The 24,060-nt window shown below is 65.9% G+C and carries 22 protein-coding genes; 7 read left to right on the top strand and 15 right to left on the bottom strand.

The window, feature by feature from the left end:
* Nucleotides 1-13: 13 nt before the first annotated feature.
* From waaF to VSR34_RS07140, 3 genes are read right to left on the bottom strand one after another with little or no spacing between them, the layout of a single operon-like run.
* Nucleotides 14-1,210, bottom strand: a complete 1,197-nt coding sequence (gene waaF / locus VSR34_RS07150; RefSeq protein ID WP_342962203.1) for a lipopolysaccharide heptosyltransferase II — start codon at nucleotides 1,208-1,210, stop codon at nucleotides 14-16.
* Nucleotides 1,207-1,854, bottom strand: a complete 648-nt coding sequence (locus VSR34_RS07145) for an HAD family hydrolase (protein WP_051390782.1) — start codon at nucleotides 1,852-1,854, stop codon at nucleotides 1,207-1,209. Before VSR34_RS07145 ends, waaF begins: the two co-directional genes overlap by 4 nt.
* A gap of 12 nt (nucleotides 1,855-1,866) precedes the next feature.
* Nucleotides 1,867-3,156 carry a glycosyltransferase family 1 protein gene (locus tag VSR34_RS07140; RefSeq protein ID WP_028229884.1) on the bottom strand — a complete coding sequence of 430 codons (1,290 nt, stop codon included), beginning with the start codon at nucleotides 3,154-3,156 and terminating at the stop codon, nucleotides 1,867-1,869.
* A gap of 354 nt (nucleotides 3,157-3,510) precedes the next feature.
* On the opposite strand from VSR34_RS07140, the gene VSR34_RS07135 reads away from it, so the two are divergent.
* A complete protein-coding gene (locus VSR34_RS07135) occupies nucleotides 3,511-6,219 on the top strand; it encodes an ATP-binding cassette domain-containing protein (RefSeq protein WP_342962202.1) in 2,709 nt (902 codons plus the stop codon).
* A gap of 14 nt (nucleotides 6,220-6,233) precedes the next feature.
* Here VSR34_RS07135 and VSR34_RS07130 read toward each other — a convergent pair whose 3' ends face one another.
* From VSR34_RS07130 to VSR34_RS07095, 8 genes are all read right to left on the bottom strand, one after another.
* A complete protein-coding gene (locus VSR34_RS07130; protein WP_028210630.1) occupies nucleotides 6,234-6,665 on the bottom strand; it encodes a CBS domain-containing protein in 432 nt (143 codons plus the stop codon).
* Nucleotides 6,644-6,874, bottom strand: a complete 231-nt coding sequence (locus tag VSR34_RS07125; protein WP_036018219.1) for a hypothetical protein — start codon at nucleotides 6,872-6,874, stop codon at nucleotides 6,644-6,646. The genes VSR34_RS07130 and VSR34_RS07125 overlap by 22 nt, the downstream gene beginning before the upstream one ends.
* 22 nt (nucleotides 6,875-6,896) lie before the next feature.
* Nucleotides 6,897-7,760: an SDR family oxidoreductase gene (locus VSR34_RS07120; protein ID WP_028210631.1), complete on the bottom strand. Its 864-nt coding sequence runs from the start codon at nucleotides 7,758-7,760 to the stop codon at nucleotides 6,897-6,899.
* Between the two features lie 100 nt (nucleotides 7,761-7,860).
* Nucleotides 7,861-8,394 carry a hemerythrin domain-containing protein gene (locus tag VSR34_RS07115; RefSeq protein ID WP_028210632.1) on the bottom strand — a complete coding sequence of 178 codons (534 nt, stop codon included), beginning with the start codon at nucleotides 8,392-8,394 and terminating at the stop codon, nucleotides 7,861-7,863.
* 69 nt (nucleotides 8,395-8,463) lie between these two features.
* The gene (locus VSR34_RS07110; protein ID WP_028210633.1) at nucleotides 8,464-9,882 is read right to left on the bottom strand and encodes a hypothetical protein; all 1,419 of its coding nucleotides are present in this window, start codon (nucleotides 9,880-9,882) and stop codon (nucleotides 8,464-8,466) included.
* Nucleotides 9,879-10,790 (bottom strand): alpha/beta hydrolase, encoded by a 912-nt coding sequence (locus tag VSR34_RS07105; protein ID WP_342962201.1) that lies wholly within the window; start codon nucleotides 10,788-10,790, stop codon nucleotides 9,879-9,881. Before VSR34_RS07105 ends, VSR34_RS07110 begins: the two co-directional genes overlap by 4 nt.
* 82 nt (nucleotides 10,791-10,872) lie before the next feature.
* Nucleotides 10,873-11,730 carry an alpha/beta hydrolase gene (locus tag VSR34_RS07100; protein WP_342962200.1) on the bottom strand — a complete coding sequence of 286 codons (858 nt, stop codon included), beginning with the start codon at nucleotides 11,728-11,730 and terminating at the stop codon, nucleotides 10,873-10,875.
* Nucleotides 11,731-11,773: 43 nt separating this feature from the next.
* Nucleotides 11,774-12,004 carry a hypothetical protein gene (locus VSR34_RS07095; protein WP_028229888.1) on the bottom strand — a complete coding sequence of 77 codons (231 nt, stop codon included), beginning with the start codon at nucleotides 12,002-12,004 and terminating at the stop codon, nucleotides 11,774-11,776.
* Between the two features lie 231 nt (nucleotides 12,005-12,235).
* Here VSR34_RS07095 and VSR34_RS07090 point away from each other — a divergent pair, with 231 nt between their 5' ends.
* Nucleotides 12,236-13,249 carry a lysylphosphatidylglycerol synthase domain-containing protein gene (locus VSR34_RS07090; RefSeq protein ID WP_036044071.1) on the top strand — a complete coding sequence of 338 codons (1,014 nt, stop codon included), beginning with the start codon at nucleotides 12,236-12,238 and terminating at the stop codon, nucleotides 13,247-13,249.
* Between the two features lie 58 nt (nucleotides 13,250-13,307).
* Here VSR34_RS07090 and VSR34_RS07085 read toward each other — a convergent pair whose 3' ends face one another.
* On the bottom strand, nucleotides 13,308-13,565 hold the full coding sequence (locus tag VSR34_RS07085) for a dodecin family protein (RefSeq protein WP_238327675.1): 258 nt from the start codon (nucleotides 13,563-13,565) through the stop codon (nucleotides 13,308-13,310).
* Between the two features lie 369 nt (nucleotides 13,566-13,934).
* Between VSR34_RS07085 and VSR34_RS07080 the strand changes: the two genes are divergently transcribed.
* Nucleotides 13,935-14,270, top strand: coding sequence for a tlde1 domain-containing protein (locus VSR34_RS07080; RefSeq protein WP_342962253.1), 336 nt, complete (start codon nucleotides 13,935-13,937; stop codon nucleotides 14,268-14,270).
* 559 nt (nucleotides 14,271-14,829) lie between these two features.
* Here VSR34_RS07080 and VSR34_RS07075 read toward each other — a convergent pair.
* Nucleotides 14,830-16,509 (bottom strand): ATP-dependent DNA ligase, encoded by a 1,680-nt coding sequence (locus VSR34_RS07075; RefSeq protein WP_342962199.1) that lies wholly within the window; start codon nucleotides 16,507-16,509, stop codon nucleotides 14,830-14,832.
* The gene (locus VSR34_RS07070) at nucleotides 16,506-17,552 is read right to left on the bottom strand and encodes a ligase-associated DNA damage response exonuclease (protein ID WP_028210639.1); all 1,047 of its coding nucleotides are present in this window, start codon (nucleotides 17,550-17,552) and stop codon (nucleotides 16,506-16,508) included. The genes VSR34_RS07075 and VSR34_RS07070 overlap by 4 nt, the downstream gene beginning before the upstream one ends.
* A 210-nt stretch (nucleotides 17,553-17,762) precedes the next feature.
* On the opposite strand from VSR34_RS07070, the gene VSR34_RS07065 reads away from it, so the two are divergent.
* The 3 genes from VSR34_RS07065 to VSR34_RS07055 all read left to right on the top strand — a co-directional run bounded on the left by VSR34_RS07065 (nucleotide 17,763) and on the right by VSR34_RS07055 (nucleotide 22,579).
* The gene (locus VSR34_RS07065) at nucleotides 17,763-17,990 is read left to right on the top strand and encodes a DUF2795 domain-containing protein (RefSeq protein WP_028210640.1); all 228 of its coding nucleotides are present in this window, start codon (nucleotides 17,763-17,765) and stop codon (nucleotides 17,988-17,990) included.
* Nucleotides 17,991-18,094: 104 nt separating this feature from the next.
* A complete protein-coding gene (gene treZ, locus VSR34_RS07060) occupies nucleotides 18,095-19,969 on the top strand; it encodes a malto-oligosyltrehalose trehalohydrolase (protein WP_342962198.1) in 1,875 nt (624 codons plus the stop codon).
* A gap of 246 nt (nucleotides 19,970-20,215) precedes the next feature.
* Entirely contained in the window at nucleotides 20,216-22,579 is a 2,364-nt protein-coding gene (locus VSR34_RS07055) for a PAS domain S-box protein (protein ID WP_342962197.1), read from the top strand.
* Between the two features lie 27 nt (nucleotides 22,580-22,606).
* Here VSR34_RS07055 and VSR34_RS07050 read toward each other — a convergent pair whose 3' ends face one another.
* Entirely contained in the window at nucleotides 22,607-23,467 is an 861-nt protein-coding gene (locus tag VSR34_RS07050) for a formate/nitrite transporter family protein (RefSeq protein WP_342962196.1), read from the bottom strand.
* A 294-nt stretch (nucleotides 23,468-23,761) separates the two neighbouring features.
* Between VSR34_RS07050 and VSR34_RS07045 the strand changes: the two genes are divergently transcribed.
* A complete protein-coding gene (locus VSR34_RS07045) occupies nucleotides 23,762-23,977 on the top strand; it encodes a hypothetical protein (RefSeq protein WP_342962195.1) in 216 nt (71 codons plus the stop codon).
* Nucleotides 23,978-24,060: the final 83 nt, after the last annotated feature.

The following is a 24,060-nucleotide window of genomic DNA, read 5'->3' as shown; positions in this document are numbered from 1 at the left end:
CTGCCAGATGAACTCAGGGTGGCAAGGATCGGACGGCCGCAGGAGCGAGCCCGCCAGCCTCCTCGAGCAGTTCGCGCGCGGCTTGCGCGACATCGCCGGGCGGCACGCCGCGCAGGCACGCGTGATGGCCTTCGGGGCACTCGCTGCGATAGCACCAGCGGCATGCGACATCGCGATACAGCAGGCGGTGCGGCGTCATCCACGGCGTGTGCTGCGGATTCGTCAGCGCATAGAGATCGACGACCGGCTTGCCGAGCGCCGAGGCCAGATGCGCAGGGCCGCTGTTGTTCGCGATGAGGAGCGACGCCCTGTCGAGCAAGGCGATCAGTTCGCCGAGCGTGAGCGAGCCCGCGAGATCGACGAGGCGCGCACGCGCGACCGGGCGAGAAAAGTGCATGACGTCGCGCGTCAACTCGCTTTCGGCGAGGTTCCCGGTGAGCAGGATCGGACAACGCGCCGTGGGCGCGAGCTGATCGAGCGCTTCGGCGAAAAGCGCTGGCGGATAGCGTCGCGACGGAGCGCTGGCGCCCGTGTGCACGACGATCCAGGGTTCGGCAGGATCGACACCGTGCATGCGCAGCTTGTCGGCGAGCGTGGCGCATGCGGCGCGATCCACGGTAAGGCGCAGCCGCGCGTCGGCGGGATCTTTGAGATTGGCGCCCACGCTGCGCACGAGCGCGAGTTGGCGCTCGACTTCGTGACGCAGGTCGGCGTGCGGTTCCTGCTCGGGAAGCCAGTTCGTTAGCAATGCGTAAGGATTCTCCCGGCAATGCGCGAGGCGTCGCTCGATGCCGGCGAGAAAGCATAGGGTCGCCGCCGGCAGTGGATTCTGGCTGTAGACGGTGAAGATCGCCGCGGCGTCGAACGCGCCCGCGCGCAGGCGCGCAAGGAGCGCGGCTTCATCGTCGTTCGAAGCCGCTCGCGCGCCGCCGGTCCACGGCGCGTGGTATTCGATCACCTCGTCGACGTCGGGCAGGTAGCGCGCCAACGCCGCACCCGCTGGGGAGGTGAGCAGCGTGATATGCCGGTCAGGCGCGCTTTCCCGCAATGCGTGCAGCGCGGGCGTGGTCATCAGCACGTCGCCTAGCTGGTCGAGGCGCACGCAGAGAATGCGCTTGACCCCGGCGTCCCACGCCGCGCCCGGCGGCCGCACGCGTGGCGAGCGCGCGTGCGCGTCGCGCGGCGCGATGGCGAAGGCGGTTCCGTTCATCGCGGCGCCTCCTGTACGGCATGTGGGGTGACCGCGTGTGCGTTTCCTTCGTAGTGAAATCGCTCGACGATCACCTGCGCCGCCTCATGCAGATTCGCCACGATCGCATAGGGCAGGCGCGCGGGCGCGCTCTGCCACTCGGTCTCGTTCCCGCAATCGACGAGGATCGCGCGGCAGCCGGCGCGATTGCCGGCCTCCACGTCGTCGAGAATGTCGCCGACCATCCAGCTCCGCGCGAGGTCGATGCCATGTTCGCGGCTTGCGCGCAACAGCATGCCCGGCTGCGGCTTGCGGCAATCGCAATCGCACGCCCAGGGCGCCACATGGCCGAGCGGATCGTGCGGGCACCAGTACGCGGCGTGCAGCGTGGCGCCGCAGTCGGCGAACATGCGATGCAACCGCTCTTCCACACCGGCGAGGGCCGTGTGCGCGAAGCGCCCGAGCGCGACGCCTCGCTGGTTGCTCACCACGACGAGACGCAGCGGCGTACGCGCGAGCAGCGCCAGCGCGTCGGCGACGCCCGGCGCGAAACGCATGCGGCCGGGAGCGACGTTGTACGGCACGTTTTCGAGCAGCGTGCCGTCCTTGTCGAGAAAGACGGCGGGACGCGCGGCGCTCGGCCCGTTGGGTGCAGCTTTCTGCATACCGATGGTTCCTCAGCCGATGGCGCGGCGCACGCGTCCCTGGGCGGCTTCGCCCGTACCCTCGCGAGTGCCGAGGGTCGCGCCCGCGAGTTGCGCATAGACGTCTTCGAGTTCGAGGCCGATCTGCCGCCACGTGAAGTGCGCCTCTACGCGCGCGCGTCCTGCTTCGCCCATCGTGCGGGCTAGCTCGGGGTCCGCATGGACGGCCAGCAGCCGCTCGGCGAGCGCGTGCGGGTCGCGCGGCGGCACGAGCCAGCCCGTTTCGCCGTGGCGCACCGTGTGGCGGATGCCGCCCACATCGGCGCCTATCACGGGCGTGGCGCACGCCATCGCTTCGACCGGCGTGATGCCGAACGGCTCGTACCATGGCGTGGTCACGAACACGTCGGCGGCGCTATAGAAGTCGCGCAATTGCGCTCGCTCGCGCCGTCCCACGAAGGTGACGTGCGGTTCGATCCCGCACTGGCGCGCAATGCCACGCAGGCGGGCGATCTCGGGCGTGGCGATCTCGTTGGGCGTATCGGCGTCGCCGCCCACCACGTAGAGCGTGGCCTTCACTCCATGGCGTGCGTGAAGCTCGGCCACGCCGCGCACGACGTTGTCGATGCCCTTGCGCTCGACGAGGCGCCCCAGTTGCAGGACGCAAAACGCGTCGGCGGGCCAGCCGACCCGGCGCCGCGCCTGCAGACGATCCACGGGCGAGAACTCGCCCGGATCGAAGCCGCAAGCGATCACGGCAATGCGCGAGGGATCGGCGCGATAGTGCTCGAGGAGATCGGCCTCGTCGGCCGGGCATTCGGCGATGAGGCAGTCCGCGCGCCGCACCAGTTCCTCCTCGATGGCGAAACGCTCGTCAGGGAAACCGTCGTTGGCGCCCTGATGGAGCCGCCGCACGCGTCCGAGCGCATGGAACGTCATGACGAGCGGCACGCGCAACGCGTCCTTCACGGCGAGCGCGGCGAGCCCGGACATGAAGAAGTTCGCGTGGATCACGTCGTAACGCTGCGGCTCGCTGCGGCAGAAATCCACGAGAAACCGGGCGAATTGCGGCATGTGAGCAAGCAGCCGCTCCTTGGGCAATTGCATGGGCGGCCCGGCGGGAACATGAATCACGCGCACGCCGTCCATATGCGAGATGGGAGGCAGCAGTGCGCGGTCGCGCCGCGTGAACACATCGACCTGATGACCGGCACGGTGCAGTTGACGGGCCACGTGCGCGACGTAGATGTTTTGTCCGCCGGTATCGACGCCGCCCGCGACGGCGAGCGGCGATGCGTGTTCACTGACGAGTGCGATTTTCATGGTATGTCCTCGCGAGAAGTGGGCGGCGGGCGCGGGGTATCGGAAAGCGTCTTGATGAACGCGGCGGAATGTTGCACCGGGTGCAACGGCGCAAGCGCAAGCGCTGTGCCACTGGTTCGGAGTGCGCAGCAGACCGCATGCAAGGCCACGCGAGTCGCATGAACGGTGCGTGTGCGGTCGATGCGTATCGGCGCGACAATCCGCAATGCGTGCGCGGCTGGACGGCGCACTTTTACACCGAGGGTGAAGACGTTTCGAAAAGCATGCGAAAGCGCGTTGCCTGGTGTATCCGCGCGGGCGCGCCAATTGCGCATGTATGCGCTTCACGAACGCTCCACAGGAGGCTGGCGGACGATGAACGGAGCCACGCCGAGCCGGCGCGCCGTGCGCACGGGCATCCTGCGCACGCTGGGCGAGGCGTTGTGGCAGCACCGCAGCGCCACCGCAGCCGCCACTTCGCTGATGATCCTCGCGCGCCTTGGCGCCGTTTCGGTGCCGATCGCGCTCAAGCATCTGATCGACGATCTCGGCCACGCCCACGCGCTCGCGACGCTGCCGGCGCTGCTCGCGCTCGCCTATGCGCTGCTGCGCTTTCTTTCCGACGCGCTCGGCGAGGCTCGCGACGTGGCGTTCAGCATCGTCGTGCAGCGCGCGGTGGCGTCGTTGCGCGAGCGCGCGTTCGCTCAGCTGCACCGCCTGGGCGCGCGCTTTCATGCGCAGCGCGAAACGGGGGCGATCGTGCGCGACGTTCAAAAGGGCGCGGATGGTCTGGGCTTTCTGCTCGGCACCGCGCTCTTTTCGGTCCTGCCCACGGTGTTCGAAATCGGCGTGGTCGTCGCCATCGTGGCGTCGCGCTACGACAATGCCTTCGTGCTCGCCATCGCCGGCACCTTTGTGTGCTATGCCGCGTGGACGGCGATCTACACGCGCCGGCGGCTCGCGTTTCAGCGCGCCGTCAACAGGCTCGAAGCGCAGGCCGATGGACGGCTCGTCGACAGCCTGCTCAATCAGGACACCGTCAAATACTTTTCGACGGAACAGCACGAAGTGACGCGCCTGCGCGGCGTGCTCGACGAATGGGTGCTGGCGCGCACGGCGAACCAGCGCGCGCTGACCGCGCTGCACGTGGGCCAAAGCGGTGTGGTCGCGGCGGGGATCGCGGCCGTGATGGTGATCGCCGTGCACAACGTGCTGACCGGCGCGATGACGGTCGGCGATCTCGTGCTGATCAACGCGTACATCATTCAGGTGTGCGCGCCGCTCAACACGCTCGGCTTCGTGTTCCGCGAGGCGAACGACGCGCTCGTCGATGTCGAGCGGCTGTTCGGCATTCTCTCGGTGCGCGGCACGCCCGGCGAGGACGAGGACATGCCCACTGCGCACACGCTCATGGTGCACGAAGGTGAAGTGGCGTTCCGCCACGTCGATTTCGGCTATGACGCGGGGCGGCCCGTGCTCCACGATGTTTCGTTCACGGCGGCGCCCGGGCGCACGGTTGCGGTGGTGGGCGGCAGCGGGTCGGGCAAATCCACGCTGATCCGGCTGTTGTTCCGCTTCTATCAGCCCCTGCGCGGCAGCATCGCCATTGACGGCCAGGACATCCGGCACGCCACGCAAACGAGCCTGCGTGAAGCCATCGGCATCGTGCCGCAGGACACCGTGCTATTCAACGAAACCATCGCGTACAACATTGCCTACGGGCAGCCGCGCGCCACGCGCGCCGACGTCGTGCGCGCCGCGCGCGCGGCCCAGCTCGACGAACTGATCGAGCGCCTGCCAGACCACTACGAAACGCGGGTGGGCGAGCGCGGCGTGCGGCTTTCGGGCGGCGAGCGGCAACGCATTGCGATTGCGCGCGCCATCCTCAAGAATCCGCGCATCATGGTGTTCGACGAGGCGACTTCGGCACTCGATACACGCTCGGAGCGTGCGATCCAGAACGAGCTTCAGCGGCTCGCGCGCGGGCGCACGACGATCGTCATCGCGCACCGCCTTTCGACGATCGTCGAAGCCGATCTGATACTCGTGATGGAGCATGGGCGCATCGTCGAACAAGGGCGACATGACGCGTTGCTTGCGCGCGAGGGTGTCTACGCGAAGATGTGGGCGATGCAATGGCAGCAGGACGACCTCGAACATGCGGAGCGGCGGCTGGCGACGACGACGGTCAACGTAGCGAGTCTGCTCGCGCGAGTGGCCGCGCGGGTGCGCGAGGCGTCAGGGGAGGCCGCCGCCCGCGTGGCCGCGCAACCGGACGAAGGATTGTGGGCGACGGTGGCCGACAGCGATGCGTTGTTGCAGGCGCTCACCCTACTGGTGGCGAACGAAGTGGAGCACGCAGTCGACAATGGTGCGCAAGACGCGGAGTTCGCCATGCAGGCGAGCCCGGCGCGAGACAAGCGCAGCGTGCAGCTCGGCGCGCGCCGCGACGGCAATACCGTGCTGCTCGACGTGACGGGTGACGGCCCACGGCCCGCGCCGCTCGACGACAACGCGCTCGAGCGCATCGAAACATTGCTGCGCGAAGCGGGCGGCAGTCTCACGCTCGATCCGCAGAGCCAACGCGTGCGCTACGCCGTGGCGCTGCCGATGCACGCGGTGCTGCCCGAGCGCACGCACTCGCGCGGCGGAGAACTCGCGGGCCTGTGCGTGGTGGTGCTCGACGACGAGGTGGAATCGCGCGATGCGCTCGAGGCCGCGCTTGCGCTTCATGGCGCGACGGTGCAGCAGGAAGCCAGCGGCGCGGCGTGGCTCGCAGCGCTTCGCGAGACGCCGCGCAGCGCATGGCCCGACGTGGTGCTGTGCGATCTGCAGCTCGACGGCGAAGCGGGCGAGCAGATCGTGACGGCGCTACGCGCCATGGAGGCAGAGCAGGCGGCGCAGCGGGGCGTTATGGCTCGGCCGCTTCCGGTCATTGCCATGACCGGTCAGGTCGATCGCCTCGCGCCGGGCGGTGACGAAAGCGCGATGTTTGCCGCGCGTCTGGAGAAGCCCGTTGCGGTCCACGCGCTGCTGGGCACGATCGCTGAAGCGGCGAAGCAAAACGAGGAGGGCAATCGCTGACTTCGCCTGGTGCCTCAGCGCACGCGCCGCTGGGAAATGTCTTCCAGCGTGTTGGCGATGCGCTCGCGCTGCGCGCCGTCACAGCGCGTGGCGATGTCGCCGAGCGAAAGCGTGCCCACGAGGCCGCGTTCGTGGTTCACCACGGGCAGCCGGCGCACCTGGGCCTCCGCCATGCGGCGCTGGACGACATTCACGTCCTCGTCCTCGTAACACCACTCCACGCCCGAACTCGCCACATGCGTGACGGTTTCCTCGCCCGTGCAGCCCTCGGCGAGCCCGCGCATGGCGAGGTCGCGGTCCGTGACCATGCCTACGATGCGCTCGCCGTTGCAGATCGGCAATGCGCCAATGTCGTGGTCGCGCATGATCTCGGCGGCGTGCCGGATCGTCGTCTCGGGCGCGATATGCAGGACGTCGCGTGACATCACTTCGCGAACCTGTGCCATGGTCTTCTCCTTGCGGGGTGGTGGCGCTGCTTGAGTGAGCGCGCGCGGCCGAAGCGTTGCGGCGGCACGTGCGGCGGGGGATCGCCTTCGGGCAGCGTGGGCGGCTGGTCGTCGGGCTCGGCCGGCGGCAACGGCTGACGTTGCGGGTCGTCCTGCGGCCAGGGCGGCGGCAAATGGAAAGAGATCGCGAATGCGTACTGCATCGGCATGAAGGACTCCTTTGCAATGAATTCAGATGAGCGGCGTCCCGCCCGTGACCGCGATCGTCGCGCCCGATATGTAGCTGCCTTCCTGGGAGGCGAGCAGCACATAGGCCCCCGCCAGCTCGGCCGGTTGCCCGGGGCGCCCCATGGGCGTCGCCTTGCCGAATTCGCGCACCTGCTCGGGCGGCATGGTCGATGGGATGAGCGGCGTCCAGATCGGCCCTGGCGCGACGCAGTTCACGCGTACGCCGCGCTGCGCCACCAACTGCGCGAGGCCGCCCGTGAAGTTCTGGATCGCGCCCTTCGTAGCCGCGTAGGGGAGCAGCGTGGGCTTGGGCTTGTCCGCGTTGATCGACGCCGTATTGACGATCGCGGAGCCCGGCTGCATGACCGCGATCGCCTCGCGCGAAATGCGGAACATGGCGCCGATGTTCGTATCGAAGGTGCGGTCCCATTCCTCGTCGCTGATCGACTCGATCGATTCATGCGTCATCTGGTACGCGGCGTTGTTCACGAGCACGTCGAGCTTGCCCAGCTCGCCGACGGTCTTGCTCACGAGCTCGCGGCACCACGCACGATCGCGGATGTCGCCGGGCAGCAGCAGCGCGCGCCGGCCGGCTTCTTCCACCCAGCGGGCCGTTTCCTTCGCATCGTCGTGCTCGTCGTAGTACGCGATGGCGACGTCCGCGCCCTCGCGCGCAAAGGCGATGCAAACGGCGCGGCCTATGCCGCTGTCACCGCCCGTCACGAGGGCGACCTTGCCGGCGAGCCGGCCGCTGCCGCGATAGCTCGCTTCGCCGTGATCGGGTTGCGGGTCCATCGGGCCGGTGCGGCCCGGCGTGGTGTCTTGCTGCTGTCCGGGCATGGGCGGGACGGGGCGATGTTCGTTCATGGCGCTTACCTCGCTGTGAATGTCGAATACCTTCGAGCGCAATGGGCGTGCCGACCTGGCCGCCCGCCGTGGACAAGCGGGCGCGATGGGCCGCGCGCTTTCAGAGCGGGAGATCGAGGTGCGCGAGCGTCAGATCGCCGGTCTGCTTGACCCCGGCGGCTTCGAGCTTCGAATCCAGTTCGGCCTTGCGTGCGGCGATGCGCTGTCCGAGGCGCCCGAGGTCGAGGTTGCTCTTTCGCAGTCGCGGGAACAGATCGGCCTCTTCTTCCTGCACGTGGTGCCTGACCAGCTCCGTCATGACACGAAACGTGGCGTCGAAACCCGCGTGCAAGGGCGTCAACGTGGTAAAGCGCTGGATCAGCGATTTGACGAGGTAGTGCTCCACGCGCGCCTCATCCACGTCGAGTGTCAGCGCGGGGAGGGCTTCGCTCGCGGCGGGATAGAGCAGTTCCTCTTCGAGCATCGTGTGCACGGCCAGTTGCTCGCAAGCGCGCTTGACGAGCGCGAAGCGCGCGTCGGCCGTGGCCTTGTCCGCCGGCTCGAAGGCCGCGAACAGTCTCTCGACCGCCCGGTGATCGGCGATCAGTATGTCGAGAGCATTTTGTGCCTGCGAAGCGTGGGATGGCTGAGTCATGGTGTTCCCCCCGAAAGTGATGCAGCAGTCAGCGCATCGATCGTTCCCGGGGGGCCACCAAGCCGGGCTTCAGTATTCGGGCGCCGTGCTCACGGAACAGGAAAGCATGTCGCAATGCACGCCGAAGGGCGCACCGAATTCACGCAGCAATGATTCGAAGTGCGAAGGGTCGAGCGGGGAAGGCGGACCGAGCCGCGGCCGCAAATTCGCGAGCGCGCGACCGTATCGTTCGAACGTCGCGAAATCGCGCGGAAAGCGCGAGGTATCGACCCCGGCGAAGCGCCCGGCGTGGCGGGCACGCGCGAGCAGCGCGCGCCAGCGCGCAATGGGCGCGATTCCGACGCTTTCCGTGCCGTGCGAGAACAAGGTCATGTCGATTTCCTCGAATGGGGCCTCGGCGTCCAGGAAGCGTTGCAGTGCGTTTGCGGAAGGCTCGACGCCGAACAGCAGCCAGAACGGGATCGCATGGAGTTCCAGTGTCGAGAGCGGGTCCATCAGCATGAAGGAGTCCACGACGAGCCGGCGGCGCTCGATCGCGCTTTCCTCATACCAGCGCCGGTAAACCATGGCCGTGACGAAGCTCAGCGCTTCCGGCTCCTCGAAGCGGATTTCGACGATGCGCCATCGCATCGGGCCGGCCAACGCGGCGAGGTCTTCCATCAAGGCCGTGTCGAATCCCCATTCGGCCTCGGGCGCGCGGGTATCCGGAGCGGGCGGATCCCAGCGCGTTCTTGCGCTGCCATAGTGAGCAAGAAATGCGCGTACGCGCTCGCCGCCGTTGAAATACTCGTCTTCGGTCGCACCGCCCGTGGCCCCGAACTGAAAGACGGAGCGCTCGCTCGTGCGCGTGACCGCCCAGTCGCGCGTGCAATGCACCACGTAGAGCGTCGACCCGTGCTCCAGACTGCTCAGCAGGAACTCGCGAAACGCGAGCGGCAAGCGCCGATGCTTGAGGCGGAAATAGCGCATGCCTTGCAGCATCAGCCGGTCCTGATTCGGGTCGTGCATGTGGTGGACGGCAATGCGCTCGTCGGCGGCCAGCAGCGCTTCGACCACGCGCCGGCTCGCCGCGAAGCCGCGTTGCGCATCGTCGGGATCGCTGAACGGTGCACGCACGGGGCACAGAAACGTCTGCGGCAGCCAGGGCGCGCGCAGCGCGGCCGCGAGGTGGATCATCGCGCCGTTCGACGAGCCGACGAATGCACAGCGGTAGGGCACCTGCGGATAGAGACCCGCGAGCCATTGCGCGATACGTTCGATGTCGAGGTTGCGGGCGCGATGCGGATCGATGCCTTCGCTCATGCCGCCCAGGATATAGGCCCATTCGCGCTGGCGCTTCGGCATGGCGTTGATCGCGGGCATGAGGCGGTCGAGCAGCGGCGACTGGCTCGGGCTCGAAAACCGTCTGCCGTGCAGCATGCTTGCGAGCGCCTGCGCCATGGCGGCGGCGGAATCGAATCGGGCGATGCCCGGAGGCGGCTTGCTCATCGATGCGGGCTCCTGAATAAATCGCTGCCTGCGGCCTTCAGGAACGGCGTGATCGCGAAGGCGAACGCATGCGGGGCGGCATAGTTGAGCGTGTGCGTGCCGCCTTCGATCGTCATCAGCGCACCGTGCGGCAGGCGTCGGGCTGCCTCGGCGGCCCATGCGAGCGGAACGACGGGATCGCGCGTGCCGGCGACGACGAGCGCCGGGGCCGCGACGCGCTTCAGGCGTTCGTCGATGGGATCGCGCACGAGCATGCGCATGGTGGCAATCGCGCGCCAGAGGCCCGCTTTGGCATAGTCGATGCGCCCGGGCGCGGCCGGCGTGCGCGGGCGTTCACGCCGGCCGTTGAGCCAGTCGCGCCAGGCCTGGCGGGGCAGCGAGCGAGCGGCCGGGTCCGGCGTGGGCGCCTGGAGAACGAGGCGATCGACGGCGTGCGGATAGCGGACCGCGAAATCGGTGAGCACCTGACAGCCAAACGAATTGCCGACGAACATCGCGCGTTCGAAACCGCATGCGTTGAGCCAGAGGCGCAGCGCATCGGCAAGCCGCGTGATGCTCAACACCTCGCGCGCACTGGCGAGCGGGCTTTCGCCGAAGCCTGGGAGGTCGGGCGCGAATACGTCGAAGTCGCGCGCCAGCGAGTGGGCGAGCGGCTCCATGTACCGGCTCGATATGACGAGGCCGTGCACGAGCACGACGGGCAGACGCGCGGGCGCAGGCGCGCGGCGCCGCGCGAAGCGAAAGAACATGCGGTAAGGCCCCGCCTGCACCGAGGCGCCTTCGATGCCGAGCCGGCGGCTGCCTTCGTCGAGCGCGCTGGCCTGCTTGAGTCTGCGCCACGCCAGCGATAGCCAGCCGAGCGCGATCGCAGCGATCGCGAGGCATAAAAGGGCAGGCACGAGGGACACGGACACGCTCCGGAGCGCAGAGGCTGTTGCTGCGATGACAGCAACGCGCGTGCCATCCGTTCCGATTGCCCGGCAATCGCGGCTAGTTGCCGAGGACGTCAGCCAGGAAGCGCAGCACGTGGGCATGGCCGCCGCGTTCCCATGCGTCGACGTGCGTGGCCCCGCCGACGATGGCAAGCCGCCGGGGCGCGCGAATTGCAGAAAAAAGCCGCGAAAATTGCGCGGGCGGGATCACGGAATCGGCGTCGCCGCCGTAGATGAGCGTCGGAGCGCGCACGGCGCCGATCTTGACGAGGTTGTCATAGCGGTCGCGCACGAGCCGCCGCAAAGGGAGCCCGCGCAGGCGCACGGCGGCCACGTCGGCGATGCTCGTAAACGGCGCTTCGAGCAGCAACGCGGCGAGCGCGTGCTCGGTGGCCATTTGCACGGCAATGCCGGAGCCGAGCGAATAGCCATGGACGACGACATCGCGCGCATGTCGTGCTGCGAACGCGACCGCTGCGCGGCCATCGGCGTAGAGTCCCGCTTCGCTCGGCCGCCCCGGCGCGCCGCCGTATCCGCGATAACCCGCGAGCACGACGCCATAGCCCGCGTCGAGCAGCGCGTGCGCGATATGATAGCGCTGGCTCAGGTCTTCACCGTTGCCGTGGAAGAGAACGACCATCGCATGAGCCGGGTTCTCGGGCGCCGCGTATCCGCAGATCAATTCGTTGCCATCGGCGGAGCGCATGCGCACGTGATGGATGCGCCGTTGCGCGTCGTGGCGTAATGGGCCACGTCGCAGGCGTTCGCCGGGGTAGATGAGGCGGCCCTGCAACCAGTACAGCAACGCGAGAGCGGTGCCGTATGACAGCAGGAGCGCGGCCGCGACGGCCAGCGCGAGGCTGGAGAGCAGGGCGTGCATGATCTCGCTCGTGGGCGTCGCGCGCAGTGGTGCCACCGCGCGCCTGCTCGCAGTGTGAAAGCGATGCGGGCCGTACCCGCTACGCACGTACGCGATGGCTGTGCCGCAACGCCAGCGCGGCCAATGTACTTCGAATCGGGCAGTCGGTCGCGTAGCGCGCGCACGAGCCGCCATCGAAGCGCACCTCGCCCGCGATCTTTGCACGCAATGCGGAGGCGAGTTCGCGCGCGGCTTCGTCGTTCCTGCGCGAGCCGCTGGAAGCTGGCGCGCTGCGCGCGGCCAGGCGCTCACGCATATCGACGGTGGTCATCGTCTCACTCGTCGTGGTTCGGATGACGGCGCGCATCGCCTATGCCCGAAGACCGGGCGCAGTCGGTGCGCATGAGGGCTGGGCGCCGGTCGCGGCGCTGCTTGCGGCAGGACTGCAACGATGAGCGAAGCTGGGCGCACGAGGTCTGCCTTCACCGACGGGTATTGCTGGCTCTCCGGCGTGGCGAGGTTCGTCGACGGGCAGCCAGGCTGAACACAGCGACGACGCTCCATGAAATATCTTCCCCGGATTGCCGCGTTTGCGGGCCTGGCCGTCGCGGTCTGGCTCGTCTGGCACGCCGACGCGCGAGCGGTGCTCGGCTTGATGCGCGTGGCCGGCGCCGGGCTCGTCCTCGCGGGAATGGTCCATGTTCTGCCGATGCTCGCCAATGCAAGGAACTGGCAGATGCTGATGCGCGACCCGATCCGCCCGAACCTTTTTGGCGTGCTGCGCCTCGTCTGGATCCGCGAGTCCGTGAACGGCATGTTGCCCGTTGCGCGGATCGGCGGCGAAGTCGTGACGTTTCGCATGATGTGCAAGTGGGGCATGCAGCCGGCTCCCGCGATGGCCAGCCTCGTCGTCGACATTCAACTGACGCTCATCAGCCAGATGCTCTTTGCCATTGCGGCGATCGGCTATCTGATCGCTCTCGCGGGCTCGCGTGCGTGGCACCTCGCAGCAAGACTGGGAGGCGGCATCGCCATTTTCGTGGTCCTGCTCGCGGCGTTTTCACTCTTGCAGCGCGCGAGTCCGTTCGCTCGACTGACGAAACTGTTCAATCGCATGACGAGCGGCAAATTCCGCTCACTCGTTGGGGAATCGGTGCAGATCGACGAGGCGATCAGCGGACTCTGGCAGCAACGCCGCATGATCCTTCGTTACCTGCTCATCTGGCAATCGCTCCAATGCATCGCGACGGCGCTCGAACTCTGGCTCGCGCTGCGTTTTCTCGGGGCGAAAAGCAATTTTTTGCAGGCACTCGCGCTCGAGTCGCTGACCCAGGCGCTCACCAGTATCGCGTTCTTCGTGCCCGGCGCGCTCGGCGTTCAGGAAGGCGGATTTTTGCTGATCGGCACGGCGCTGGGGCTCAATCCTCAGCTATGCCTCGCGCTCGCGGGCGCGCGCCGGATTCGCGACATCGTCGTCTTTCTGCCCGGACTCGTTGCATGGCAAGTCGTGGAATGGCGCGACAAGCGCCGGGCTCCGGCCCCCGGTAAAAGCGCTGCAGACGGTGAAGCGCGGTAGACACGCGCACCTGGTGTCAAGGGAAACGCAGAGACCGCCGCGTGCCCGAGCGATTTTCTCAACTCTCGTATTTGAACGACACCGACACCCGGGCCCGATATTCAACCACCTTGTCGTTCTCGATCTTGATGTCAAGCTTGCAGACCTCGGCGATACGCAGGTCACGCAGTGAACCCGCTGCCGTTTCCACCGCATTTCTTGCGGCTTCCTCCCATGAGGTCGGGCTCGTTCCGATGATTTCCGTAACCTTGTAGACACTGGATTCCGTGGTCATGTCTTTCTCCGCGTTGAAGTGGGCGAAGTCCATGCCGCGCATTTCGCGTGCCTCGTGCGGAAGATGGGGAATCTGACATCTGGCAGCGTGCAGCGCTGCGATGCCCAGCGTCGCGAATTCACTCTCGCGTGTCGGCGCGCGCTCGTAGCCCTACGCCCTCGCGCATCGCAGTACGCCGCTGAGGCGCGCGCGGTCTATCGAACGCCGATGAGAACCGAAGGGGCTGGCTCCACGCTGATACGGCACGCCCTGGCAAACTGCGTACGTAGCACATGCCGACGATTTGAGACAAATTGTCGAACGTTAATCGGCAGTGCCGCGCTAATGCGGCAGACGCAATTGGCATTACTTTTCAGCCTTTTCCGATTGAAAGCAGAGCTAGCGTGAAGTGGAATCGCGTGTTAGGGCGAGATTCTCGCTCGACTGTCGCTGGTCGCGTTACCAGCCGATACGGGCGGACGGTTTGGCTGGTTCTGGGACTGGTATGACGCACATGGGTACGGCACAACTGATCATACGCAGTGGTTCATGCTATGGAACGCTCACGGCGGAGACACGACGATGATTAACGGTATCAAGCGCGGACGTTTCAGGCTGCACCCCGAAGGACCGGCAAGGCTGAGCGAAGGCTGCATTACGGTCATTAGTCCGTTCGCGTTCGACAGTCTTCGGCGATACATCCGTTCACACCCGGCAGCTTTGCCGGTGCCTGGTTCGACGTTGCGTGCCTACGGTACAGTGGAGTGAGATGAGGCGTTTGATATTGGTTGTATGGTCCTTGTTCTGCGTAGTCGTAATTTTCGTTGCTAGTTTTTATTTGGCAAAATTATTTCTCGCAATGCCATTTGACATGCCATTTCTCGTCGATGTTTTCATCCGGTTCGGATTCAAGGTATTTGTCGGAGAAGACATGCCGGCGCCAGAGGATATGGCGGTAATTGCAATAATCATTTATTGTCTCTGCGCAATTGCAATCACCGGATGTTTCGTGGGAATCGCCGGGAAACTGTTGTGGCGTCGCCTGATTTCGCCGCGTTGGCGGTAAGGCGGACGTTCGAAAATGCGCTACCGCAAATCCACGGGAAACAACTGGATTCTGGCGCGGGCCGTTCTCGCGGAGCTGCCGTCTTCGTGAGCATCGCGGCCAGGCATGGAATCAATCTATCTGATCGGAAACATGCGCGGATACTGCGCGCGGCGCCAGGGGCCGATAGCCACTCTAAGGCCACGCTCTTCAATGAGAGCGGCGCCTTGACACCCGCAAAGGCGCCGGGGCGCTAACCTGACAGAAGCGCCCGCACCGCACCTATACCCGCCGCCCGCCGCCAGCAACATCCTTCAGAAAGCCCTTGAGCATCTCTAGCGTATCCGCGTCCTCGACTGACTTGTCGGTGCGCCATCGCAGCATCCGTGGAAATCGCACCGCCACGCCCGACTTGTGCCGGGGGCTCGCCTGAATCCCTTCGAAGCCGATTTCGAACACCAGCGTCGGCGTGACGCTGCGCACGGGCCCGAACTTCTCGATAGTCGTCTTGCGCACGATTGCATCGACCCTGCGGATTTCTTCGTCGGTGAGTCCGGAGTAGGCCTTCGCGAACGGCACCAGCGTGCGCACGCCGTCGGCTTCGTCCCAGACCGCGAACGTGTAGTCGGTGAAGAGACTGGCGCGCCGGCCATGACCGGGTTGGGCGTATAGCAGCACGGCGTCGACCGAATACGGGTCGATCTTCCATTTCCACCAGGTGCCCGATGCCTTGGTGCGTCCGACACCGTACATCGAGATCCGCTGCTTCAACATCAGCCCTTCGACGCCGCGTGCGCGGCTTTCCTCGCGCAGCCGCGTGATTGCGGACCAGTCCGCGGCGACAACAACCGGCGATACGCGCAAGTCGACCGCAACCGTCCGCGGCAACGACTCGGCGAGCGTATCGAGCCGGGCACGCCGTATCGCGAGCGGTTCCATGCGCAGGTCGCGCGCGTCGGCTTCGAGCAGGTCGTATGCGACCATCGCAGCCGGCGATTCGCTGAGCACCTTTCTGGTCAGCGACTTGCGCGCGATGCGCGGCTGCAGACGCGCGAACGGTAGCGGCGCGCCGGCGCCGCGTTCCCACGCGAGAATTTCTCCGTCTATGACCGTGCCGTCCGGCAATGCAGCGCCGATTTCCGCGAGTTCCGGAAAACGCTCGGTCACGAGGTCTTCGCCGCGCGACCAGATCCAGACGCGTCCCGCGCGTTTGACGAGCTGCGCGCGAATGCCATCCCATTTCCATTCGACGATCCAGTCTGCGATCGGGCCCAGCGTCGCGGGATCGCTCTGCAAGGGATGGGCGAGAAAGAACGGATAGGGCAGGCCCACGTCGCTTGCTTGCGGTGTGTCGAGATCGTCGCCAACGGCTGCCGGGGCGATCAGCCGAAGATAGCCGGCCGCGCTCGGCGCCTTGTGAGAATGCGTCCAGCCGACGATGCGCTGCGCAATGCGCTTGTGGTCGATGCCGGCCACTTGCGCGAGCGCGCGCACGACGAGTTGACGCGACACGCCGACACGAAAACCCCCGCCGATGAGCTTGGTGAGCAAGAACCGCTCGCTCCAGTTCAATTCGTCCCAATAGGCAATGAGACGTTCGCGCACGTGGTCGGGCTCGCTGCCTCGCAAGATGAGCAGCCGCTGCTCGACCCATTGCGCGAGACCTAGCTCCGATTCGCGCGAAGCCGGCGGCAGCACATGAGCGATCGTCTCGGCCAGATCGCCGACGGCCTGATACGACTCGTCGAAGAGCCACTGCGGCAGGCCGGCGCGCTCGCGCGCGCATTCGATCAGCACGCGAGTCGGCACCGACTGGCGAGGCTTGCCGCCCGCGAGGAAGTACGATGCCCAGGCCGCGTCTTCGGGTTCGGCGCCGGAAAAATAGGCGATCAAGGCGTCGAGCTTGTCGTTGGTGGAGGTCGTCGCGTCGAGCGCCGAGTAGAGCGTAGCGAACCGTCTCATGGCTGCGCGTTCTCCGTGGGGGCGGGCACGGCATCCGCCTCGATCGCGTCGCCGCCATATTCGGTCGTGAAGGTGCCGGCATCGAGTCCGCGTTCGGAAAGCCACCGCACCATGGGCTCGATATAGCCATGCGTGACGATCACGCGTTCCGCACCCGTTGCGTCGATGGCCTGCTGAAGGCCGGGCCAGTCCGCATGATCCGATAGCACGAATCCCCGGTCGACGCCGCGCCGGCGTCTCGCGCCGCGCAAGCGCATCCAGCCGGACGCCAATGCGTCGCGATAGTCGCCGAAGCGCCGCATCCACGTGCTGCCTTGCGCCGAAGGCGGCGCGATGATCAGCGCATGGCTGAATGCGGCCTTCTCGCGCGCCGGGATTTCGGCCACGAGGCGCGTGACGGGCAAGTCGACGGCTGCCTCGCGGTAGATGCGATTCAGCGGCTCGACGGCGCCGTGGCAGAAGATCGGGCCGATGCCCCGGTCCACCCCGGCCAGCACGCGCTGCGCCTTGCCGAAGGAGTAGCAGAACAGCACCGAGGCCAGTCCCGCCGCCGCGTTGCGTCGCCACCATGCGTCGATGGCGTCGAATACGGCCTGCGAGGGCTCCCATCGGTAAACGGGCAAGCCGAATGTCGATTCCGTGATGAATGTATGGCACCGCACCGGTTCGAACGGTGCGCAGGTCGGGTCCGGTTCGATCTTGTAGTCGCCCGATGCGACCCATACGCGCCCGCCGTGCTCGACCCGCACCTGCGATGAACCGAGCACGTGCCCGGCCGGATGCAGCGACACGCGCACGCCGTTGATGTCGATCGGTTCGCCATACGCGAGCCCTTGCACCGGGATGCCGGGCAATCGTGCCAGCAACGCGCCCACTCCCGCCTGCGCGCAAAGGTAGTGGCGATGGCCGGGCCGCGCATGGTCGGCGTGCGCATGCGTCACGATCGCCCGCTCGACGGATCGCCAGGGATCGATATGGAATGCCCCTGCCGGGCAGTACAGCCCCTCGGGATGCGCAACGATCAAATCGGAGGACGTCTCCATGTGTCTGCAGTCGCCGCTGTGACGACGGCCGGGGGCCGGGCGGGGATTGTGAAAGAGAACTACGGGTTGACGAAGATTCGCGCAGACAGCAATGGGCGTGCCTGATCGAGGCAACCGCGGAAGCCACGTCGGCGGCACGGCGGTTGCGGGAGGGTGCGCTACGTGCAGCCCATTCTTTCCAACGTGATCCATCGTACGAGGAGCGACGCCATGCCGTCATCTCATCACTCGAATGCCAGGAACCCGCAAATCCGCAAGTTCATCGATGTCCAAAAGGCGCTCAAAGGCGCGGACTATCCCGCGCAGAAGCAAGACCTGCTGAAGACCGCGAAACAGAACCACGCGGACGAAGACGTCATGCAGGCGCTCGCCGGGCTTGGCGACGAGACGTTCGAAAGTCCCGCGGCCGTTTCGAAGGCGGTCGGTAACGAGCAATAGGCTGTTGCCCATTCGTGCAGGCATCGGCGTCGACGCGGCGAAACGCGTCGGCGGGTCTGTGCGCGTGCTAAAGGCTGGCCACCTTTACCCAAAGGCGCGAAACCATGTCCAGACGTCCGATCGATCCTCACCTGCACCAACACGCGCATTGCCTGTCCTTCGGCGCGCAAATCGTCGAGGCGCAGCAAGGCAGGCCGCGTACGCGGTTTCGCTTGTGGGCCCCGTCACGCGAGCGGGTGCAACTCGAGATCGAGTGTTCGGGCAGCACGGCGCCCAAATCGATCGACATGGAGGCGACCGGCGACGGCTGGTTCGAAGCGCAAGCCGAAGCAGGCGCCGGTACGCTGTATCGCTATCGTCTCGACGAGCACCTCGCCGTGCCCGATCCTGCTTCGCGTTTTCAGCCCCGCGATGTGCACGGTCCCAGCGAAGTCGTCGATCCGTGCGCGTATCGCTGGATTCACACCGGCTGGCGTGGCAGGCCGTGGGAAGAGACGGTGCTCTACGAACTGCACGTAGGCGCGATGGGCGGTTACGCGGGCGTCGTGGCGCGCCTGCCCGAACTCGCGCAGCTGGGCATCACGGCAATCGAGCTCATGCCGATCAACGACTTCTCCGGCACGCGCAATTGGGGATATGACGGCGTGCTGCCCTACGCGCCCGATTCCGCGTATGGTCGTCCCGAAGCGTTGAAGCAGCTCATCGACACCGCGCACGGCCTTGGCTTGATGGTGTTTCTCGATGTCGTATACAACCACTTCGGCCCGGACGGAAATTATCTGCATACCTACGCAAAGCCGTTTTTCCGCGAAGCCGTGCACACGCCGTGGGGACCGGCGATCGATTTTGAACGCCCGCAGGTGCGCGACTTCTTCATTGAGAACGCGCTGTACTGGCTCAACGAATATCGTTTCGACGGCCTGCGTCTCGACGCGGTGCACGCGATCGACGACGACGAATGGCTGCGCGAGCTTGCCGATCGGGTGGGCAATGCGGTCGAAGCCGAGCGCCATGTCCATCTCGTGCTGGAGAACGAGCACAACACGGCGAGCTTGCTCGACCACCACTTCGACGCGCAATGGAACGATGATGCGCACAACGCACTGCACGTCCTGCTGACCGGCGAAAGCGAGGGCTATTACGGCGCGTATTCGCCAGGGCCGATCGAAAAGCTCGCGCGCGTGCTTGCCGAGGGCTTCGCCTGGCAGGGCGATCCCTCGCCGATTCACGACGGTGCCCCGCGCGGCGAGCCAAGCGCGCATCTGCCGCCGACGGCGTTCGTGATGTTCCTGCAAAACCACGATCAGGTCGGCAATCGCGCAATGGGCGAGCGTCTGCGCTCGCTCACCGACGACCGCTCGCTTCGCGCCGCGACGGGCCTGCTACTGCTCTCGCCGCAGATTCCGCTGCTGTTCATGGAAGAGCAATACGGCTCGAAGCACCCGTTCCTGTTCTTCACCGATTATCACGACGAACTCGCCGATGCCGTTTGCGCGGGCCGTCGCCGCGAATTCGCGAAGTTTTCGGCCTTCGCCGATGAAAAGCGCCGTGCGCAAATTCCGGATCCCAACGACAAGCGAACGTTCGAGAGGTCATCGCCGAATATGGCCGACAAGGAAGATGAACTCGATCGCCTCGACTGGCTGCACTTCTATCGGTCGGCGCTGACCGTGCGAGCGAAGTTCGTCACGCCGCGGCTGAAGGGCGCGAAAGCGCTCGGTGCCGACATCCTCGCTGAGAAGGCCCTGTTCGCCCGCTGGAAACTGGGCGACGGCGAAACGCTCGCGATCGCGCTCAATCTCGCGGACACGCCAGTCGCGCTTGCCGACGCACCGCAATGCAAGGTCATCTTCGAAACACCGGCGCGTGCACGGGACGCCACGAGCCACGGTGAGCTGGGCGCGCGAACGTTCGTGGCATGGCTCACCGGCGACGTGAACGAATACGCAAGTGCGCACGACGCGCGGCATGTGCGCTGAGCGGTCCCGCCGCGCATTCGCTTTGCCATGCGCCTTGTTGCGCGCTTTGTTGCGCGCGATCGCCGCGCGGCATGCAATCTGCGCACCAACACGCAAGACGCGTGATGAATCGCTTTGTCGGCAGTCTCTTCTTTCGCGGAAGGCGTCTTTGAGCGAGCCGTCACACCCGGTGAAGCACATGCCGGTCGTCGGTGAACCGGAATCCTTCGGCCTCTCGCCGGCGGCCAGGCGAAAAAGGAGCTTTGCATGACCGGGACGTTCCCTGAGGATCCGGTTTCGGGATGGGAGAAGGCGCTGGTCGCGCGCGTGACCGGCTATGGGATCTTTCGCCTGAGCGAGTCCGGCGTGGTTTCGAGCTGGAACGCCGGGGCCGCGCTCATCAAGGGGTACAGCGCACCGGAGATCATCGGAAAGCATTTTTCGGCGTTCTACCTCCCTGAGGACCGCGAGGCAGGCGTGCCCGACGCGGTATTGCAAACCGCCCGCGACTACGGCAGCTGCGAAACCGAAGGCTGGCGGTTGCGCAAGGACGGTTCGCGCTTCTGGGCGAGCGTGTCGATCACGCCGCTATGGGCCGCCGATGGCACGCTCAGCGGATTCGCGAAGATCGTCCGCGACATGACCGACAAGCGACTCGTCCACGAGGCCGTGCGCGACAGCGAGCGCCGGTTCAGATTGCTCGTGGAGGGCGTGATCGACTATTCGCTTTTCATGCTCTCGCCCGAAGGCATCGTGACGAACTGGAACATGGGCGCGGCCCGTATCAAGGGTTACGAGGCCAGTGAAATCGTCGGCATGCACTTCCGCAAGTTCTACACCCCCGAAGACGCCGCGCTCGGCCTGCCCGAGCGAGGGCTCGAAACCGCCGCGCGCGAGGGACGCTTCGAAACGGAGGGATGGCGCGTCAGAAAGGACGGCAGCCGTTTCTGGGCCAACGTCGTCATCGACGCGATTCGCGACGAAGACGGCAAGCTCATTGGCTTCGCAAAGATCACCCGCGACGTGACGGAGCGCAAGGTGGCGCAGGAGCAACTCGAGAGCGCACGGGCGGCGCTTTTGCAGGCGCAGAAGATGGAAGCCATCGGCAAGCTGACGGGCGGCGTGGCTCACGATTTCAACAACGTTCTGCAGGTGATGCGCGGCAATCTCGAACTGCTGGCGCGCCGGCACGGCCGCGATAAGTGGTCGCGCGAACGGCTCGACCGCGCGATCGAAGCGGTCGAGCAAGGCGCCAACCTCGCTTCGCAGCTTCTCGCGTTCGGCCGGCGGCAAGCGTTGCAGCCCGCCGTGATCAATCTGGCTTCGATGCTGCGCAATATGGAGGATCTGCTTCGGCGCGCGCTGGGCGAGCTGATCTCCGTGGAAATGGTGATCGACGGCGGGCTCTGGAATACGCTCGTCGACGTCAATCACCTCGAAAACGTCGTGCTGAATCTCGCGATCAATGCGCGCGACGCGATGCCTGGGGGCGGCAAGCTGACCATCGAACTCGCCAACGCGACGCTCGACAGCCATTACCACGCGCTGCCCGACGACGTCTCCGAGGGGCAGTACGTGATGCTCGCGATCACCGACACGGGAACGGGCATGCCGCCCGAAGTTCGCGATCGCGCGTTCGAGCCGTATTTCACGACCAAGCCCGGGCTCGGTTTGAGCATGGCGTATGGCTTCATCAAGCAAAGCGGCGGGCACATGCGCCTCTATAGCGAAGTCGGGCACGGCACCACCGTGAAAGCGTATTTGCCGCGATCGACGGAACCGGTGGCCGAAGTGGCGCCATCGACGCCGCAAGCGGTCATCGGCGGATCGGAAACGATACTCGTGGTCGAAGACGACAAGCGCGTCCAGTCCACGGTCGTCGAAATGCTCACCGAACTCGGATACGCCGTGCTCAGGGCGGACGATGCCGAAAGCGCACTGGCGATCCTGCGCAGCGGCGTCAAGATCGATTTGCTGTTCTCCGACGTCGTGATGCCGGGATCGATGCGAAGCGTCGACATGGCCAGAATGGCCGCCCGTATCGTTCCGGGGCTCAAGGTGCTCTTTACCTCGGGCTATACGCACAACGCGATGGTCCATGGCGGCCGGCTGGACCCGGGCGTGCATTTGCTCAGCAAGCCCTATAGCCGCGAGCAGCTGGCGACCAAGGTTCGCCGCATGCTGCTCAAGCCGCACGCGGCGCAATCGCGGCGCGAGGCGTCGGCAGACCAGGCCAGCACAGCCGCGAGCCCGTTGTCGCTTCTTCTCGTCGACGACGAAACGCAAACGCGCGAAGCGGTGAGCGAACTGCTTGCTCAAACGGGCCACGAGGTTCTGCAGGCGGCCGACGCCAACGAGGCGCTCGACGTGCTGAACGCGAGGCCCGTGGCGATCCTGATCACGGATGTCCAACTGCCCGGGGACTCCGGCATCGAACTCGCGCGCGAGGCGCGGCGACGCAATCCCGATCTGCGTGTGGTGCTGGCTTCGGGCGGCGACCGGCCCGAGGCGCAAAGCGTGGGGTTCGACTTCGAGTATCTGCGCAAACCCTTCTCCGAGGAGCAATTGCGCGACGCCATTGAAGCCATCGTGCCCCGCCGTGCAACGAGCGATGACCCGGATCGGGTGTAGCAGATCGGGCTTCATGCCCGTCACGTTTCATCCCCCGCGTTTCATTTCCGGCGCGATGGATGCGTGATTGAGCAGTCCGACCAATGCCATTCCGCCAACGGTATTCCCGAGTAACGTCGGCGCGAAGAAACGGAGGAGGTAGTCGGAAAACGCTGCGCTGCCGCCGATGACGAGATACGCAGCCTCGACGGAGCCGGCAATGACATGCGCAAGCTGGCAGGCGCCCACGACATAGGTGATGATGCCGACGATCAGGACGGAGGCCGACCTCGAATTGGGCAAGAGCCACACCGTCAGTGCAATCAGCCAGCCGGCGAACACCGCTTTGAGCGTCGTCGCGGCGAAGGTGGCCTCGATCGTTGCGCCCGCGAGTTTCTGGAGACTGGCAGTCAGTTCGGCGGAGATCGGAAACGACAGGAGCCCGGCGAAAATCCACGTGCCGGCGATGTTCGCCACGAGTACGATCAGCCAAAGCCGGAGCGCGGCCATCAAGGTCTTGAGATTGCGATGCGTCAGCACTGGCAGAACGACGGTCAAGGTGCTTTCCGTGAAGAGTTGCTGCCGGCCGAGCATGACAATGATGAAGCCAACACAGTAGCCCAGCGCGGCCAGCAGGGAGGCGGTGTCTTCGGGCAATGCGGAAAGCTTGCTCTTCAGCGTCGCTTGCGTATAGAACGAAAAGCCCATCGAGAGACCCGCGGCCAGCGCCGACCACAGCAGCGCAAGCGGACGGCGGGCCAGCGCCGCTTCTCCTTCCTCGCGAATGATCTCGTGAATGACGAGCGCGCGCGGGGAACTGTGCGCGGATGCCTGATCGCGCTCGCTGTCGTCCAGGTGCGGCGAAGCGGGGCCCGCAGCGTGCTCGTTCGTTTCGGCGCTTTGCGACATTGACGCTCCTCGCGGGTGAAAAGGGGCTTTCGGGTCGCCAGGGTGTCCGTTCTCGCGCCCGCTTATGCAGCGTTCGTCGCGAGAGGCACGCGACGCCATACGCGCTGGAGCACGCGACGTGCCGGAGGCACGGCCCATGCGAAGTACGCGCACATGCGAGGGCACCGTGGAAAACGGCTGATGGTCGACGGTTGGCGATGTTCAGGCCCGCGCCATGCGCTGTCCAGCTATGGCATACGACGAAGGCCGAGCCGGTTTGCATCAGGATTGGCATCGATTAACTCAGGAGAACCGATGATGAAACCCAAAACGACGCAGAAGGACAATCACGAGGAAGCCAGGTACGACGAAGCAGTCAAGGAGTCCTTTCCCGCCAGCGACGCGCCGGCGGGCGGCGGCGCGACGAGAATCGAGGACGACGGCAAGGAAAGAGGCACACGACGCCATGACCCGAACGCGAGCTCCGATGACATGGACGAACCGACCGGCCGCGACGATTCCGATAAGTGACAAGGCGGGTGACGGGTATAGCAGATGCGCATCGTAATGGCATCGCGCAACGATGCCGCGAATGCATCTTCACGATGGCACAT

Origin of the sequence: Paraburkholderia sp. JHI2823, assembly GCF_038900695.1 — a bacterium.
Taxonomy (GTDB): Bacteria; Pseudomonadota; Gammaproteobacteria; order Burkholderiales; family Burkholderiaceae; genus Paraburkholderia; species Paraburkholderia mimosarum.
This window is presented reverse-complemented; position numbering and strand designations above follow the sequence as displayed.